This is a genomic window from Erwinia sp. GW821-FHT03D09, from assembly GCF_059420805.1.
This window is the reverse complement of record NZ_JBWKUK010000011.1, coordinates 87,947-103,575: the sequence shown is the minus strand read 5'-3', so window position 1 is coordinate 103,575 and position 15,629 is coordinate 87,947. Positions and strand designations below refer to the sequence as shown.

Below are 15,629 nucleotides of genomic sequence, written 5' to 3'. Positions count from 1 at the left end.
AAAGCTGCGGTCTAAGCCATCACCGCGCGGGCGCGCAGGCTCGACCAGACAAACGCCACAATAAAGATCAGGCTGAACAGCACCACAATCGTCGGTGCGGGCGCGCTGTCGAGGAAAAACGATAGCCAGGTGCCAATGAAGCACACCGCCATCGACAGCAGCACGGCGAAAATCAGCACCGACGAGAAGCGGCGCATCAGCAGCAGGGCAATCGCCCCCGGCGCAATCAGCAGCGCAATCGACAGAATAATCCCCACCGCCGACAGTGTGGCCACAATGGTCATGGCGATCATGCACAGCAGGCCATAGTGCAGCAGCGAGGTGTTAATCCCGCAGGCCTTCGCCTGATGTGGATCGAAGGCGTGCAGCAGTAAATCCTTCCACTTCACCAGCACAATCAGCGCAATCAGCGCAGCAATTCCTCCGGTCTGCAACATATCCGACAGCCCAATCCCCAGCATATCGCCGAACAGAATATGGTCGAGATGCACGTCCGACTCGATGGACAGATAGAGGATCAGCCCGAGGGCAAACATCCCGGAGAAGATAATGCCCATTACCGTATCGCGCTTGATGCGGCTGTTCTCCGCTACAAAGCCGGTGGCCAGCGCGCAGAACAGCCCGGCAACGAACGCGCCAATCGCTACAGGAATACCGATGATATAGGCCAGCACCACGCCGGGAAACACCGCGTGGCTCATCGCATCGCCCATCAGCGACCAGCCTTTCAGCACCATAAAGCAGGAGAGCAGGGCGCAGGGGATCGCCACCAGCAGCGAAATCGCCAGCGCGTTCTGCATAAAATCAAACTCAAACGGGCTGAGCAGCAGTTCGGTCAGGTTCATGGCTGTGCCTCCTGCGTTTGTCGGGCCAGGCGGCGGCGCGCCAGCATCCCGTGTTTAGGGGCCCAGAAAAACGCCAGCAGGAAGATCACCGTCTGCGCCACCACGATAATGCCGCCGGTTGCGCCGTCCAGATAGTAGCTGAGCCAGGCACCGAAAAAGCTGGTGATGCTGCCGATGGCTACCGCGATCGTCAGCAGCCGTGGAAAGCGGTCGGTTAGCAGATAGGCGGTCGCCCCCGGCGTGACCACCAGGCAGATCACCAGGAATGCGCCGACGGTTTGCAGGGCGGCAACGGTAGAAGCGGAAAGCAAAGTGAAGAACAGCAGCTTCAGCCGGGCAGGATTAAGACCGATCGAGCGGGCGTGGTTCTCGTCGAAAAAGGTCACCATCAGGTCTTTCCACTTTATCAGCAGGATCGCCAGTGAGGTGAGGCCGATAATCGCCAGCTGCAGGATGTCGCCGGGCGCAATCGCCAGAATATTGCCCATCACGATGGTCTGAATATTCACCGAGGTAGGATTCAGCGACACCATAAACAGCCCAAGACCGAAGAATGAGGAGAAGATCAGACCGATAATCGCGTCCTCCTTCAGCCGGGTGCGCTGGTTAAGAAACAGCATTCCGGCCGCGGCCAGCCCGCCGGAAAAGAACGCGCCAAGGGCAAACGGCAGGCCGAGCATATAGGCACCCGCCACGCCGGGGACGATGGAGTGGGAAAGCGCATCGCCAATCAGCGACCAGCCTTTCAGCATCAAATAACAGGAGAGAAACGCACACACGCCGCCGACCAGCGCGGAGACCCACATCGCATTCAGCATATACTCATAGTGGAACGGTTCCGCCAGCCAGCCCATTACGAATTCCCCCAGACGATATCGCGCAGCGCGCCGCTAAAGGCATTTTCCAGATTCTCGCGGGTGAAGGTGGTGGCGGTGGCACCGCAGGCCAGCACCGTACCCTTAATAATCACCGTGTGATCGCAGTACTCGCTGACCGACGCCAGATTGTGCGTTGACACCAGCAGGGTGCGTCCCTCATCGCGCAGCTCGTGCAGCAGGCTGATAATTTGCTGCTCGGTATTCACATCCACCCCGGTAAACGGCTCATCCAGCAGGATCACCCGGCCGCGCTGGGCGATGGCACGGGCCAGGAATACGCGCTTCTTCTGGCCGCCGGAAAGCTCACCGATCTGCCGGTGGCGATAGTCGGACATCCCCACCCGCGCCAGGGCGTCGGAGACGATATCGCGGTCCTGCTGCCGGGCGATGCGCAGCATGCCCATATGCCCATAGCGCCCCATCATCACCACGTCTTCCACCAGCACCGGAAACGACCAGTCCACGTCTTCCGCCTGCGGCACGTAGGAAACCATGTTCTGTTTCAGCGCCTGGCTCCCGGGGCGGCCAAGCAGGGTGATGCTGCCGGAAGAGAGCGGCACAAACCCCATAATTGCCTTAAACAGCGTCGATTTTCCTGAGCCGTTAATTCCCACCAGCGCAGCGATGCTGGCGGTGGGAATATCAAGCGTAGCGTTGCGCAGCGCGGTGTGGCCGTTGCGATAGGTCACGGTGACATCGCTCACGTGGATGCCGCCGGGCTGCTGAAGGGCACTAAGTTCGGTCATTTTGCTAACCCCTGCTGGATACCGCGCACGATGGTCTCGCTGGTCACCCGCAGTAAATCCAGATAGGTCGGCACCGGGCCGTCCTGCTGGCTGAGTGAATCCACGTAGAGCACGCCGCCGTAATGGCTGCCGGTTTCACGCGCAACCTGGCGCGCGGCCTTGTCGGAGATGGTGCTTTCGCTGAATACCGCCGGGATCTGATGCTGTTTCACCTGGTCAATCACCCGGCGAACCTGCTGTGGCGTACCCTGCTGATCGGCGTTAATCGGCCACAGATACAGCTCTTTCAGGCCGTAGTCGCGGGTCAGATAGGAGAACGCGCCTTCGCTGCTCACCAGCCAGCGTTTGTCTTCCGGGATCTGTGCCAGCGCCTGCTGGGCCGGGGCAACGGTGGCGCTGATTTGCTGCTTGTAGCGCTCGGCGTTGCGCTGGTAGGTGGCGGCATTGGCCGGATCGTATTTCACCAGCGCATCGCGAATGTTATCGACGTAGATCAGTGCGTTTTTCGCCGACATCCACGCGTGCGGGTTTGGTTTACCGCTGTACGGCCCTTCGCTGATGCCCATCGGCTCCACGCCGGCGGACACCACCACTTCCGGCACCCCTTTCAGATGGCGATAGAAGCGGCTGAACCAGCGCTCCAGATTCAGGCCGTTGGCGAGGATCAGCTGTGCCCCCTGCGCGCGTTTGATGTCGCCTGGCGTGGGCTGATATTCATGGATCTCCGCGCCGGGTTTGGTGATCGACGCCACGTCGGCGGCGTCTCCGGCCACGTTCTGTGCCATATCGGCAATCACCGTAAAGGTGGTAATAACCCGGAATTTTTCTGCCGCAGAGGCGGGCGTTAAAGGCAGCGCCGCCAGCAGGGCAACGCAGCACAATCCTTTAAACCAGTTAAGACGAGGCATCAATGTTCTCCTGTAATAAAGTCACGCAGGGCAATTAGCTGATGCTATGAGTTATAGCATGGGCTATAACTCAGTGAGAACAATTTTCACTCACCATTGCAAAAAATTACAAAAGGTTTCAGTCAGATTTTTATCTGCATGCCAAACGGCGACTCAGGCCCGGATTGAGAGGGGTTCTGTGAGGATCGTGAAGCAATCGACACTGTAGTTGTTACATTTTTAATAGAGGTTTATTTCCTTTTTGCAACAATCATTTAACTTGATCTTATAGGGTTATTGGTTGTAAGATGCATTTCAAATGCAACTTATGGTTCGCATCATGACGATACACTGACCTCACCTGCACTGAGCCACCTCATCAGGTTAACGACAAGGAAATTTGCTATGAGCCAGACTCTTAAATCCGACCAGCTGCTGTCCGCCCTCGATAAAGTTATGGTGATCTCCACGACCGATCTGCAGGGCACCATCACCTACGTTAACGATCTGTTTTGTCAGCTGACCGGCTACAGCCGCGAAGAACTGCTGGGCCAGCCTCATAGCATCGTGCGCCATCCGTCGGTACCGAAAGCGACCTACAAAGATATGTGGGATACCATCAAAGCGGGCAATATCTGGACCGGCATCATCCCTAACGTCGGTAAAGGCGGTGGCCTGTACGTGGTGGATACCACCGTGCAACCGCTGTACGACGAGCAGGGCGCTATCTCTTCTTACATCAGCATCCGCCGGGTGATTAACGACCTGATGACCGATTTTGAAGCAGTGGAGTTCTCTAAAGAACAGTTCGACGAATTCTACGATAACTAAGACATCACGATGGCCGATCTCATCGAACGCATCGTTATTGGCTACGGTTCGGAATCGGGCAATGCCCGGGCGCTGGCACTGCGCCTGGGCGAACAGCCTTTTCTGCAACCCTTCGCTCCACGGGTTCTGGAGCTTAACCATCTCTTTCAGGCAGAGCCTCGCGCCGGCGATCTGCTGCTGATCGTCTCCAGCTCGTTTGGCGATGGCGAACCCCCGGCCAACGCGGAACAGTTTATTGACCAGCTGCAACACTATGCGGATGCTGACGGTCTGCGCTACGCGATTTTTGGCCTGGGCGATACCGCCTACCCCAACTTTTGTGGTTTCACCAAAACGCTTGATGCGGCACTGGCCGAGCGAGGGGCGTATAGCGTGATTAACCGCGTGGATGCCGATGCCGCTTTTGACGGCTTTTTCTCCCAGTGGCTGCCGGTACTGGAAAAAGTGCTGAGCGGCGATCAACAGGCGGGGCGCGATCTGCACCTGCAGGTGACCGCCTGGAGCGACGATAACGCTTTTGCAGCGCCGATCGTTGAACGTCGCCGACTCAGCGCCGAAGCGCCCTACGCCTGGCATATTCGTCTGAATATTGCCGACAGCGGCATCCACTACCGCGCCGGGGATACGCTCTATCTCCAGCCGGAAAATGACGCCGATCTGCTGGCAGCCCTCAGCAACTGGCTTGGCCGCAGCGACGCTGACGAGGCCCTGCGCCGCCGGGAACTGCGGCAGATAAGCAAAACCACGCTGCGCGAACTGGCGAAGCTTTCCGCTAGCGATGAGCTAAAGGCGATGCTGAAAATCAGCCAGCGCAAAACGCTGGAGGCGTACCTTTATGGGGCAGACCTGCTCGATGTGCTCGAAGACTTCTGCACGCCGCAGTCGGTGACGCTGGAAGCGCTGCTGGAGCTGCTACCTGGCTGCCTGCCACGCGCTTACTCTATCGCCTCGCGCCCCGATACGGAGATCGTCGATCTGTGCGTGCGTGAAGTGTGCTATGAACGCCGGAGCCGGGCGCGCAAGGGTGTGGCAACCGGCTGGCTGCTGGGTGACAACGGCGCGATGCGAATATTCAGCCGTGCAAACCCGGGGTTCTGGTTACCGAAGGACGAAAGTGCGCCGCTGCTGCTGATCGGCACCGGCACCGGTATCGCACCGCTGATCGGGCTGCTGCGCGAGCAGGCCATGGAGAGCGCGACGACGCGTGAAACCTGCCTGATCTTTGGTGAAAAGCGCCGTGAAGGGGATTTCCTCTATCAGAGCGAGCTGGAGGAGCTTGAGCAGCAGGGGACGATTGGCCAGCTGATTACTGCCTTCTCGCGCGACGGAGCCAGCAAATACTACGTGCAGGATGCCATCACTGAACATGCTGAGTACATCAGCGCGATGCTACAGCGCGGCGCACACGTTTATCTGTGCGGCAACAAGCAGCATCTGGAAGGTGCGGTGGAAAATGCGCTGACGGCGGTTTGCGGCTTAGCAGGCCAGACGGAAGAAACGCTGTGGCAGCAGCTTGCACAGCAGGGGCGACTGCATCTGGAGCTTTACTGATCCTTTCAGATTTGCCGCTGATGTTCGCTCCGGTCACTTTTTGGAGCGAACATCATCAGTTGTCACCGGCCTGCGCAGGCAAACCCTGTGCAATCAGATGGTCAGTTCGAGGACGGCGCAGCAAGACCCGCCTTAAATCACCGCAATCTGTAACTTTGCCAGCAGGTGGCTCATCTCGTCATTCAGGCTCTCTGCCACAACCAGTGTGCTGGCAATCTCAAGGCCACCGATCACAAAGGCCGAGGCGGAATTCAGTTTTTCCGGTGACGCCATCACCACGGTTTCAGCGGCGCGTTCTGAAAGGGCGCGCTTCACGCAGGACTCTTCATAATTCGCGGTAGTAAATCCGGCAGTGTGATGAATGCCCGTTACGCCCATAAAGAACAGGTCGGCATGAATGCGCTGGATAGATTCGATCATTGCCGCACCGACAGTGACCAGCGAATGCTTATACAGCTGGCCGCCAATCAGAATCACCTCGGCCAGCGGGTGATCGACCATGCTGACCGCAATGCTCGGGCTGTGGGTGACCAGCGTAAACGGCAGCGTTTTCGGGATCAGGCGGACCATCTCCCCGGTGGTGGTGCCACCGTCAACGATCACCACATTGCCTGGCTGGATCAATGCCGCCGCTTTCTGAGCGATAATCCTTTTTGCCTGAGTCTGCACGTTTTTGCGCGTTTCATAGGGCGCGATGGCTGTTGAAACCGCCAGCGCACCGCCGTGGACACGCTGAAGTTTTCCCTCCGCCGCCAACTCCCTTAAATCCCGGCGAATAGAGTCTTCGGAGACGGCAAATCTTTCACTAAGCTCGCGGGAAATGACCTGCTTTTCATCAGCAAGGATGTCCAGAATACGCTGCTTTCTCTGGCTGGAGAGCATGATTTTTCCTTCTTGTTTTTTCTTGATTTTTCTTGATTTTTCACGATTATGCATGTTAGCGTGCCTGCTGTCATCTCTTTTGGGGAAAATCGTGCAAACTGAACCGCTCAGAATCCGCAATATCCGCGAACAGCTGTTGTCGGATAACTGGTACACGCTGAAAAAATTCACCTTTGAACTGCAGCGCCGGGACGGGCAGTGGCAGGAACAGAGCCGGGAAGCCTACGATCGCGGCAACGGCGCGGTTATCCTGCTGTACAACAAACAGCGCCAAACGGTGGTGCTCACCCGACAGTTCCGCTTGCCGGTCTATATCAACGGGCATTCGGGGTTTCTAATAGAGGCCGCCGCCGGGCTGCTGGATAACGCCTCGCCCGAGGAGCGAATTATGGCCGAGGCGGAAGAGGAAACCGGCTACAAAGTGGCTAACGTGGAGAAGGTGTTCGAGGCCTATATGAGCCCCGGTTCGGTGACGGAAAAGCTGTATTTCTTTATCGCCGAATATGCCGAACGGGACCGCAGCACCAGCGGCGGTGGTCTGGTCGAGGAAGGTGAGGACATTGAGGTGCTGGAGTGGCCCTTCGAACGCGCGCTGGCCGCCATCCGCAGCTGGGAGATTCAGGATGCGAAAACCATTATGCTGATTCAGCATCTGGCGCTGAATTCGGTGTTGGCTCAGGGCAGCGACAGGGCAGGGTAACGCTCTGGGTAGGTAAGCACGAGCGGGGAATCACAGGCTGGGAAATTCTTTCGTGCCCTGAAAGTGTAAAAGAGTCATTGGAAAGAAATTTGAGCAGCGCGAAGCGGATGTTATGTTATTTTATAACCATTCAGATCGAGATTCAGTTTTTGAACCAAAACCGTTTCACCCAATGCCCGCAGTCGTTAAGACAGCCCGACAGCGCCCGGAATGCTTATTAGAGGTTCAGATGAAAATCAGTAAAATTATTGCGTTCTCTCTGACGATGGCCTCGGCCCAGGCCCTGGCCTTTCAGGCCAAAGAGACTCAAATTTCCGCTCCGTCGCAGGAGCAGCTAAAAACCGCTAAGAATGCGCTCATCGGCAACTTCTATAACCCGCATGGAGTGCGAGGCCAGGCCAGCGCCTTTGCCACCTGCACCGCCGTTCCGGTTGCGGGTTGCAGCTGCCCGTTCTGCACTCAACTGCGCAGCCGGGCATAAACCGCAGTCAGGGCAGAAAACGCTGCTGAAACAAAACGTCCGCGCCTGTCGAATTTGCCGAAAGTTCACTATTCAGCATGTTAACCGCGGGTTCAGGCCATTGATTGCTGCTTTATCCGTTAACCACCGCCGCCGGGTCCTGCTCCGGCGGCGGAGTTTTACCTGTTAATGCGCGTGCTCATGGTTGTGATCGTGTTCATCGTGAGCGTGCCCGCCGCCGTGAACTTTTCCCGAACCACCCACCGCCACGATGTTAAACGGCTGTCCTTCTACCGCGATCTCGCCGGTTTCTTTAAACGCGACTGCGTCCAATACGTGGATTTTGCTCTTCAGCGGATCGGTCACGAAGATCTTGCTGTCCGCCACGGCAATGCGCGGGCGCGGATCGTCCCAGCGGCCGTCCATCGAGTAGGGTTCGGTCACTTTTACCGACCTGGTCATCTGCCCCTTCAGCACATCAATCTGATTTAGCTTGCCGTCTTCGGTAAAGACGTAGGCGAATTTCGGCCGTAGTGGATCAACCGCAAAATGCACGCGGCGAGTCGGCAGTTGGATCAGCCGGAAGCTCTCCGCTTCGGTCGGGTCAATCAGCACCAGGCGGTCCGGGCCGTAGTTGCCGATAAAGTACTGCATACCTTTGCCGCCAATCAGTGTGGTGGTGCTGCCCTCCGGCAGTGATGTGGCGTAAGGCAGATGCTTAATCACCGGCGCATCGTCATTTTGCGTGATGAGAAGCAGGCCGGTAGCGCAGGAAAGGGCATAGATATTGCCCGAGCCGGCAGAACCGTGCAGCCCCGGGCAGGCGACATCCTCACCGACTTTATTCCCTTTAAGATCAACGACACGTGCACCGACAGGTTGCTTAGTGGCATCTTCGGGGTTTGGAATAGAAACCACCGCATAGCCGTCGTACGGCACCGCGACGCCGTGATGCGCCGCAACCACGCTCACTTTGGCCGCATCATTTTTACCCGCCAGCAGCGCATGCTCGGTGAGCAGCTGCGCACTGCTTTCACCGTCAAACCACTGCGCAACCTTGCCCTGGCGCTCCACAAAGTGGCCGGGCTTTTTGCCGTCCAGCTCAACCTTCAGCAGCTTCGCATCGTCGATATCGATATCCGCATGATCGCCGTGATCGTGGAAGGCAATGCCGGAAGAAATCGTTGATACCACGTTGGCGTTGCCCTGAATCGCATATACCACCGCGCCGCTCTCGGTGCGTGAAAGGCTTGCCGGGCCTTTGACGTTAAACGTTGCCAGCTTGTCGCCGTCAAGCGCATCAATCACGTTAATGACCGGCTTATCGTGATCGGCCACGAACAGCCGCCAGGCATTAACGTCGTCTTCAGCCTGTGCGGAAGCCGCAGCGAAGCCCAATAGCAGCGCGGAAATCGCCGCCGATAAAGTGCGTTTTTTCATGCTTATCTCCATTTATAAAATCTTTGCCCAGAGGAATTCGAGGGTTAGCGTTGCCCGATGGCGGCGGCCACAAGCGTTGTGGCGTTATGTTCCATCATGGCGAGATAGGTGGCGGCAGGGCCATCGGCGGCGGACAGCGCATCGGAATAAAGCGTACCGGCAACGCGCAACCCGGCTTCGCTGGCGATCTGCTGTATCAGCCGCGGATTAGAAATGTTCTCAGCAAAGATGGCGGAAGCGTGGCGGGTTTTGATCTCCCTTAACATTCTGGCCACGTCCGCCGCCGAGGCTTCAGACTCCGTGGAAACGCCCTGCGGCGAAAGGAAATGGATGCCGTAAGCTTCTTCGAAATAGCGGAAGGCATGATGCCCTACAACCACGGTGCGCTTCTCCGGCGGGACCTGCTGGATCGCGGCGGTGATTTTGCCATCCAGCACGGTAAGTTTTTCCGTATAGATACCGGCGTTTTGCTGATAAAACGTGCAGTTATCCTTATCCGCCGCGCAGAACGCCTCGGTAATATTCTTCACGTAAATTTTCGCATTGGTGACGGACTGCCAGGCGTGCGGATCGAACGGGGCGGCATGGAACACTGCCTTACCGTTGTTAAAGTGATAGTGTCCGCCTGCCGGGTCGCGCAGGATAGCGGCATCTTTCGTGGTTTCAATGACCGGCGCGGTGCTCTCGCTGGAGCGGATCAGTCGCGTCATAAAGCCTTCCAGCTTCAGGCCGTTAATCAGGATCACATCGGCTTTTGCCATCGCGATAGCGTCAGCCGGGGAAGGTTCATAGACGTGCGCATCGCTGTTGGCTCCCACAATCGTGCGCAGCGTAATCCGGTCTTTACCAATGTTGTGTGCCATATCACCAATAATCGAGAAGCTGGCAATCACATTGATTTTGGCATTCGCCGGCATAGTGGAAAACAGTGGCAGCATTAATGCCATCACCACGGATAACGCGGGTCGGCCGGTTTTTTTTGTCATATCACTCTCCTGATCGTTATCCCTGGCGGAAAGCCATAAAGGCATACAAAAACTTACATTATTAAACGTTATAACATAACAATTAACGATGCAAATGATTATTAATGTCGAGTTTTGGGTGAGGGAGGTGAGTGAATGGCCGCTTTCTGGCGAGGCAGTGACGAGTGTGGATTTTGAGAAGTGTCAAAGATGAAATAGGGGTAAAAAAGACAGGTTTCAGTAATCAATTGGTAGCCAATTAATCAAGGGGCTATCAGCTCATGCGGGAAAAAATTAACCAGAAAATACAATAATTTACTAATAAACTCCTGTCTTAAATCACAGCATGCTTCACCACGGTGCTTGAGGCTTTTTGTCTGGTCTCATGCGAATGCGATGGAGACAAAAAGCAGAAAGCCCCGAAGGTAATATTTCAATCACCAACGAGGCCTACCGATCGTCCCAACAACGTGAATGTAGCCTCTTACCCGTCGAAAGACAAGGAGTACGGCTATGAGATTGCCACCCGCTGTTATTATCGTATGTTTGCTAATTACCTGCATCACACTGTTAATATTTACCTGGCTGACACGCGAAACGCTCTGCGAATTGCGCTGGAAGGAGGCAGATCGGGAGGTTGCTGCATTATTCATGGCTTACGAATCCGGTAAGTAGCGACCCGTGCGGGGGAATGACTCCCCCGCTAACGGGGTTCATGCAGGTTGTGACGATATCCGAAAGCGCTGCTCACGGGGTTATCGGTTAACGCTGATAACCCTGTCCTTTTTTTCACGAGCCGCTTTTAAACGTTCCCTTTACCCCGTGCGGTTCCGAACGCAGATATTGCGGCGGCACGCTGACCTGGCCTTTAAGCGCGGCGGCGGCATGCCACGGCCAGCGCGGGTTATAGAGAATACCGCGCCCCAGCGCGATCAGATCGCCATCGCCATCGGTCAGCGCCGCTTCGGCCTGATGCGGATCGGTGATCAGCCCCACGCCAATCACCGGAATAGTGACCTGCTGACGGATGTCGCGCGCGAACGGCAGCTGATAGCCATCCCGCACGGTAATCGCCTGGGCGGTGGACAGCCCGCCGCTGGAAATATGCAGATAGTCACAGTTCAGCGCTTCCAGTTCGCGGCTGAAAGCAATCGACTGCTGTACATCCCAGCCGCCCTCCACCCAGAATGCTCAACAGGGCAATACCCGCCTGACATGGACACATATTTTCAATGAGAACTGGTGGAGCTATGCTGACGTCAGCTATACGAAACCCGGTAAAAATGTCCGGGAGAGCAGTATCATTTTTAAAGACCATTCCACCGATTTTTCAGTCGGGTTGCTTTATTCGTTCAGAATGAAGGACTGGAAGCGATAGTAATAGTTCCTGTTAAAAAATCGGAACGGGCTCTCGTCTAAAGTGCCAGTTCAGGGCTATATAATCATTCATACCTGTTCGTTCAACGTGCGGTATCCGCCGGTTGCCGGCTTCAAGTGAGGGATATGATGACTAACGCAGAACTGAATCAACGCCGTCAGCAGGCCACGCCCCGTGGTATCGGGGTGATGTGCGATTTCTTTGCCGGGCGGGCGGAGAATGCCACGCTGTGGGATGTGGCAGGCCGCGAATATATCGATTTTGCCGCCGGGATTGCGGTGCTGAATACCGGGCATCGTCATGCAAAAATTATCGAGGCCGTTACCCGTCAGCTGTCGCAGTTCATCCATACCGCCTATCAGATTGTCCCCTATGAAAGCTACGTCTCGCTGGCTGAGAAAATCAACCAGCGCGTGCCGATTGCCGGGCCGTGCAAAACGGCATTTTTTTCAACGGGCGCAGAAGCGGTGGAAAACGCGGTGAAAATTGCCCGCGCGTATACCGGGCGTCCCGGGGTGATTGCCTTTGGGGGCGCGTTCCACGGTCGTACCTTTATGACCCTGGCGCTGACCGGTAAAGTGGCCCCCTACAAGCTCGGCTTCGGGCCGTTCCCCGGCCAGGTCTTCCACGCCCGTTACCCCAACGCGCTGCACGGGGTGTCCACGGAAGATGCCCTTGCCAGCCTGGAAACGCTGTTTAAAACCGATATCGACCCGAAGCAGGTGGCGGCGATTATTCTGGAGCCGGTCCAGGGAGAAGGCGGTTTTAATATTGCCCCGGCCGATTTTATGCAGGCGCTGCGCGAGCTGTGCGATCGGCACGGTATTCTGATGATTGCCGATGAGGTACAGGCCGGGTTTGCCCGTACCGGCAACCTGTTTGCAATGGAGCATTATCCGGATGTGGAAGTCGATTTGCTGACGATGGCGAAAAGCCTGGCGGGTGGTCTGCCGCTGTCGGCGGTGGCCGGTAAGTCCGAGGTGATGGATGCACCTGCACCGGGTGGGCTGGGCGGTACCTACGCGGGGAATCCGCTGGCGCTCGCCGCCGCACATGCGGTACTGGATATCATCGACGGCGAGCAACTTTGTGAACGCGCCCGCCGCCTCGGCAGCGAACTGGCCGGGGTGCTGAACAGCCTGAAAACGGAATGCGCGGCGATTGCGGATGTTCGCGCGCTGGGATCGATGGTTGCCGTTGAGCTAAACGATCCGGCCACCGGCAGACCGTCGCCGGAGCTAACCCGCCTGGTGCAGCAGAAAGCGCTGGAAAACGGTCTGCTGCTGCTCTCCTGCGGCACTTACGGCAACGTGATCCGCTTTCTCTACCCGCTTACTATTCCTGATGCCCAGTTCAAAAGAGCACTGACGATCCTGAGCGATGCGCTGAAAGCCATCTGATCGCCTGTTTTTCCGAGTAATGGCCTGCATAATGCAGGCCTTTTGCCTTGTTGGGCCGTAAAAAGCAGGTTCAGCGCTAAAAAGCCAAATTATGCGAATTGTTGTCCGCCAATTTTCTGATTTTTTTACGGTTTTCATTACTCCTCTCATAAAGTAAGGAAAAGGCTATTAAATATATAGGGTGTTTCAAATGTGACCCGCTCAAACCCACGTATAGAGTAGCCAGAGAATAACAACAGGAGTAGAGCAATGAGCAATTCGACCGATCAAGAAGCAAACGATGCAAAGCCGATTGTTGAAGCAGACAGAGAAGCCCCGGCCGGTAAATGCCCTTTCCATGCGGGGAAACCGAATCAAGCCTCCGGCGGCGGCACGGGTAATCGTGACTGGTGGCCTAACCAGCTGCGCGTTGACCTGTTAAACCAGCACTCCTCCCGATCTAATCCACTCGATGAATCTTTTGATTACCGCAAAGAGTTCGCCAAACTCGACTATTCCGCGCTGAAAGGCGATCTGAAAGCGCTGCTGACCGATTCACAGTCCTGGTGGCCCGCCGACTGGGGCAGCTATATCGGGCTGTTTATTCGTATGGCTTGGCACAGCGCGGGAACCTACCGTTCGGTTGATGGCCGCGGCGGTTCCGGACGCGGTCAGCAGCGCTTTGCGCCGCTCAACTCCTGGCCCGATAACGTCAGCCTGGATAAGGCGCGCCGTCTGCTGTGGCCTGTGAAGCAGAAATACGGTCAGAAAATCTCCTGGGCCGACCTCTATATTCTTGCCGGTAACGTGGCGCTGGAAAACTCCGGCTTCCGCACCTTCGGCTTCGGTGCCGGGCGTGAGGACGTCTGGGAGCCGGATCTGGATGTGAACTGGGGGGATGAAAAAAAATGGCTTGAACACCGTCATCCTGAAGCACTGGCGCAGTCGCCGCTGGGTGCGACCGAAATGGGGCTGATCTACGTCAACCCGGAAGGCCCGGAACACAGCGGCGATCCGGCTTCGGCGGCTCCCGCCATTCGCGCCACCTTCGGCAATATGGGCATGAATGATGAAGAGATCGTTGCGCTGATTGCCGGCGGCCACACGCTGGGGAAAACCCATGGGGCGGCACCGGCCAGCCACGTCGGGACCGATCCGGAAGCTTCGCCGATTGAAGCCCAGGGCCTGGGCTGGGCCAACAGCTACGGCAGCGGGTCCGGTGCGCATGCCATCACCTCCGGTCTGGAAGTGACCTGGTCGCAGACGCCAACCCAGTGGAGCAACTATTTCTTCGAAAATCTGTTCAAATACGAGTGGGTGCAGACCCGCAGCCCGGCAGGCGCGATTCAGTTTGAAGCCAGCAATGCGGGAGATGTGATCCCGGATGCCTTCGATAGCGCGAAGAAACATAAACCGACCATGCTGGTGACCGACCTGACGCTGCGCTTCGACCCGGAATTCGAGAAAATTTCTCGCCGCTTCCTGAACGACCCGCAGGCGTTTAATGAAGCCTTCGCCCGCGCCTGGTACAAGCTGACTCACCGCGATATGGGGCCAAAAGCGCGCTACATCGGACCGGAAGTGCCGAAAGAAGATTTAATCTGGCAGGACCCGCTGCCGCAGCCGGTTTATCACCCAACGGTCAGCGATATTGCGTTACTGAAAGAGAAAATCAAATCCTCCGGTCTGGCGGTCAGCGAGCTGGTCTCGGTAGCGTGGGCTTCGGCCTCCACCTTCCGTGGCGGCGATAAGCGTGGCGGCGCCAACGGGGCACGGCTGGCACTGCTGCCGCAGCGTGAGTGGGAGGTGAATACCGTGGCCGCCCGCGTGCTGCCGAAGCTGGAAGGCATTCAACAGTCGGTGCAGAAGGCCTCGCTGGCGGATGTGATTGTGCTGGCCGGCGCGGTGGGCGTGGAGCTGGCGGCGAAGTCGGCCGGAGTAGACATCGAGGTGCCGTTTACCCCGGGCCGCGTGGATGCGCGCCAGGATCAGACCGATGTCGAATCGTTCGCCTGGCTGAAGCCGCTGGCCGATGGTTTCCGCAACTACCGCGGGCACGGTGGCGGCTCGACCGAAAACCTGCTGATCGATAAAGCCCAGCAGCTGACGCTGACCGCACCGGAACTGACGGTGCTGGTGGGCGGGCTGCGTGTGCTGGGTGCCAACTACGACGGCAGCCAGCACGGGGTATTCACCGACCGGCTGGGGGAGCTGACCCCTGACTTCTTCGTTAATCTGCTGGATATGCGCACCGAATGGAAAGCGACAGATGCCAGCGCCGAGCGGTTTGAAGGGCGAGATCGTCAGAGCGGAGAGGTGAAATATACTGCCACTCGCGCGGATCTGGTGTTTGGCTCCAACGCCGTGCTGCGCGCTTTGGCGGAGGTTTACGCCAGTGAGGATGCGAAAGAGAAGTTTGTGAAGGATTTCGTTGCCGCCTGGACCCGGGTGATGAATCTGGACCGCTTTGAACTCTGACAGACTTTTTCCCCGGTGATATCCGCCGTGGAGAATATACGCCCGCCCGGTTTTCGCGGCGAAGGCTGAACGTTATAAGCTTAACGTCCGGCTTCGCGGTTTGAATCGCGGCGGGCTTTTTGTTTGAACAGGTATGATTTTTTTTGCGCCATTATGCCAATAACCGCCCCACGCCACGTGGCGTATCATACACTGCCAGTTCTGACTCG

15 protein-coding genes and 1 pseudogene are annotated in these 15,629 nt (G+C 57.0%); 8 read left to right on the top strand and 8 right to left on the bottom strand.

Going from position 1 to position 15,629, the window contains the following annotated elements:
• Positions 1-11 precede the first annotated feature (11 nt).
• From AC07U6_RS13035 to AC07U6_RS13020, 4 genes are read right to left on the bottom strand one after another with little or no spacing between them, the layout of a single operon-like run.
• On the bottom strand, positions 12-845 hold the full coding sequence (locus tag AC07U6_RS13035) for a metal ABC transporter permease (RefSeq protein ID WP_494762389.1): 834 nt from the start codon (positions 843-845) through the stop codon (positions 12-14).
• The gene (sitC, locus tag AC07U6_RS13030) at positions 842-1,699 is read right to left on the bottom strand and encodes an iron/manganese ABC transporter permease subunit SitC (RefSeq protein ID WP_494762390.1); all 858 of its coding nucleotides are present in this window, start codon (positions 1,697-1,699) and stop codon (positions 842-844) included. Before sitC ends, AC07U6_RS13035 begins: the two co-directional genes overlap by 4 nt.
• On the bottom strand, positions 1,699-2,469 hold the full coding sequence (locus tag AC07U6_RS13025) for a manganese/iron ABC transporter ATP-binding protein (protein WP_494762391.1): 771 nt from the start codon (positions 2,467-2,469) through the stop codon (positions 1,699-1,701). Before AC07U6_RS13025 ends, sitC begins: the two co-directional genes overlap by 1 nt.
• Positions 2,466-3,377, bottom strand: coding sequence for a metal ABC transporter substrate-binding protein (locus tag AC07U6_RS13020; RefSeq protein ID WP_494762392.1), 912 nt, complete (start codon positions 3,375-3,377; stop codon positions 2,466-2,468). Before AC07U6_RS13020 ends, AC07U6_RS13025 begins: the two co-directional genes overlap by 4 nt.
• A 384-nt stretch (positions 3,378-3,761) precedes the next feature.
• On the opposite strand from AC07U6_RS13020, the gene AC07U6_RS13015 reads away from it, so the two are divergent.
• Complete coding sequence (locus AC07U6_RS13015; protein ID WP_494762393.1) at positions 3,762-4,187, top strand: PAS domain-containing protein; 426 nt, start codon at positions 3,762-3,764, stop codon at positions 4,185-4,187.
• Between the two features lie 9 nt (positions 4,188-4,196).
• Positions 4,197-5,738, top strand: coding sequence for a flavodoxin domain-containing protein (locus tag AC07U6_RS13010; protein WP_494762394.1), 1,542 nt, complete (start codon positions 4,197-4,199; stop codon positions 5,736-5,738).
• 132 nt (positions 5,739-5,870) lie between these two features.
• Here the strand turns inward: AC07U6_RS13010 and AC07U6_RS13005 are convergent, their stop codons facing one another.
• Complete coding sequence (locus AC07U6_RS13005) at positions 5,871-6,620, bottom strand: DeoR/GlpR family DNA-binding transcription regulator (RefSeq protein ID WP_494764469.1); 750 nt, start codon at positions 6,618-6,620, stop codon at positions 5,871-5,873.
• Positions 6,621-6,672: 52 nt separating this feature from the next.
• Between AC07U6_RS13005 and AC07U6_RS13000 the strand changes: the two genes are divergently transcribed.
• Together AC07U6_RS13000 and AC07U6_RS12995 are read left to right on the top strand one after the other, a co-directional pair.
• The gene (locus tag AC07U6_RS13000; RefSeq protein WP_494762395.1) at positions 6,673-7,320 is read left to right on the top strand and encodes an NUDIX domain-containing protein; all 648 of its coding nucleotides are present in this window, start codon (positions 6,673-6,675) and stop codon (positions 7,318-7,320) included.
• A 112-nt stretch (positions 7,321-7,432) separates the two neighbouring features.
• Positions 7,433-7,801 carry a hypothetical protein gene (locus tag AC07U6_RS12995; protein ID WP_494764804.1) on the top strand — a complete coding sequence of 123 codons (369 nt, stop codon included), beginning with the start codon at positions 7,433-7,435 and terminating at the stop codon, positions 7,799-7,801.
• Positions 7,802-7,966: 165 nt separating this feature from the next.
• Here the strand turns inward: AC07U6_RS12995 and aztD are convergent, their stop codons facing one another.
• Positions 7,967-9,220, bottom strand: coding sequence for a zinc metallochaperone AztD (gene aztD / locus AC07U6_RS12990; RefSeq protein WP_494762397.1), 1,254 nt, complete (start codon positions 9,218-9,220; stop codon positions 7,967-7,969).
• Between the two features lie 44 nt (positions 9,221-9,264).
• Positions 9,265-10,206, bottom strand: coding sequence for a zinc ABC transporter substrate-binding protein AztC (gene aztC / locus AC07U6_RS12985; protein ID WP_494762398.1), 942 nt, complete (start codon positions 10,204-10,206; stop codon positions 9,265-9,267).
• A gap of 492 nt (positions 10,207-10,698) precedes the next feature.
• On the opposite strand from aztC, the gene AC07U6_RS12980 reads away from it, so the two are divergent.
• Positions 10,699-10,860 carry a type I toxin-antitoxin system Hok family toxin gene (locus tag AC07U6_RS12980; protein ID WP_494762399.1) on the top strand — a complete coding sequence of 54 codons (162 nt, stop codon included), beginning with the start codon at positions 10,699-10,701 and terminating at the stop codon, positions 10,858-10,860.
• A gap of 114 nt (positions 10,861-10,974) precedes the next feature.
• On the opposite strand, the pseudogene AC07U6_RS12975 reads toward AC07U6_RS12980, so the two are convergent.
• Positions 10,975-11,370 (bottom strand): annotated as a pseudogene (locus AC07U6_RS12975) (oxidoreductase); the annotation flags it as partial.
• Between AC07U6_RS12975 and AC07U6_RS12970 the strand changes: the two are divergent.
• The 3 genes from AC07U6_RS12970 to katG all read left to right on the top strand — a co-directional run bounded on the left by AC07U6_RS12970 (position 11,327) and on the right by katG (position 15,420).
• Positions 11,327-11,563 carry a MipA/OmpV family protein gene (locus AC07U6_RS12970; protein WP_494764808.1) on the top strand — a complete coding sequence of 79 codons (237 nt, stop codon included), beginning with the start codon at positions 11,327-11,329 and terminating at the stop codon, positions 11,561-11,563. The pseudogene AC07U6_RS12975 and the gene AC07U6_RS12970 sit on opposite strands and share 44 nt — an antisense overlap.
• Before the next feature lie 128 nt (positions 11,564-11,691).
• Positions 11,692-12,963: a 4-aminobutyrate--2-oxoglutarate transaminase gene (locus AC07U6_RS12965; protein WP_494764471.1), complete on the top strand. Its 1,272-nt coding sequence runs from the start codon at positions 11,692-11,694 to the stop codon at positions 12,961-12,963.
• Between the two features lie 249 nt (positions 12,964-13,212).
• Complete coding sequence (gene katG, locus AC07U6_RS12960) at positions 13,213-15,420, top strand: catalase/peroxidase HPI (protein WP_494762400.1); 2,208 nt, start codon at positions 13,213-13,215, stop codon at positions 15,418-15,420.
• Positions 15,421-15,629: the final 209 nt, after the last annotated feature.

Coding starts and splice junctions, on each gene's coding strand:
- AC07U6_RS13035 (WP_494762389.1), bottom strand. CDS start 845: ATGAACCTGACCGAACTGCTGCTCAGCCCGTTTGAGTTTGATTTTATG.
- sitC (WP_494762390.1), bottom strand. CDS start 1,699: ATGGGCTGGCTGGCGGAACCGTTCCACTATGAGTATATGCTGAATGCG.
- AC07U6_RS13025 (WP_494762391.1), bottom strand. CDS start 2,469: ATGACCGAACTTAGTGCCCTTCAGCAGCCCGGCGGCATCCACGTGAGC.
- AC07U6_RS13020 (WP_494762392.1), bottom strand. CDS start 3,377: ATGCCTCGTCTTAACTGGTTTAAAGGATTGTGCTGCGTTGCCCTGCTG.
- AC07U6_RS13015 (WP_494762393.1), top strand. CDS start 3,762: ATGAGCCAGACTCTTAAATCCGACCAGCTGCTGTCCGCCCTCGATAAA.
- AC07U6_RS13010 (WP_494762394.1), top strand. CDS start 4,197: ATGGCCGATCTCATCGAACGCATCGTTATTGGCTACGGTTCGGAATCG.
- AC07U6_RS13005 (WP_494764469.1), bottom strand. CDS start 6,620: ATGCTCTCCAGCCAGAGAAAGCAGCGTATTCTGGACATCCTTGCTGAT.
- AC07U6_RS13000 (WP_494762395.1), top strand. CDS start 6,673: ATGTTAGCGTGCCTGCTGTCATCTCTTTTGGGGAAAATCGTGCAAACT.
- AC07U6_RS12995 (WP_494764804.1), top strand. CDS start 7,433: ATGTTATTTTATAACCATTCAGATCGAGATTCAGTTTTTGAACCAAAA.
- aztD (WP_494762397.1), bottom strand. CDS start 9,220: ATGAAAAAACGCACTTTATCGGCGGCGATTTCCGCGCTGCTATTGGGC.
- aztC (WP_494762398.1), bottom strand. CDS start 10,206: ATGACAAAAAAAACCGGCCGACCCGCGTTATCCGTGGTGATGGCATTA.
- AC07U6_RS12980 (WP_494762399.1), top strand. CDS start 10,699: ATGAGATTGCCACCCGCTGTTATTATCGTATGTTTGCTAATTACCTGC.
- AC07U6_RS12965 (WP_494764471.1), top strand. CDS start 11,692: ATGACTAACGCAGAACTGAATCAACGCCGTCAGCAGGCCACGCCCCGT.
- katG (WP_494762400.1), top strand. CDS start 13,213: ATGAGCAATTCGACCGATCAAGAAGCAAACGATGCAAAGCCGATTGTT.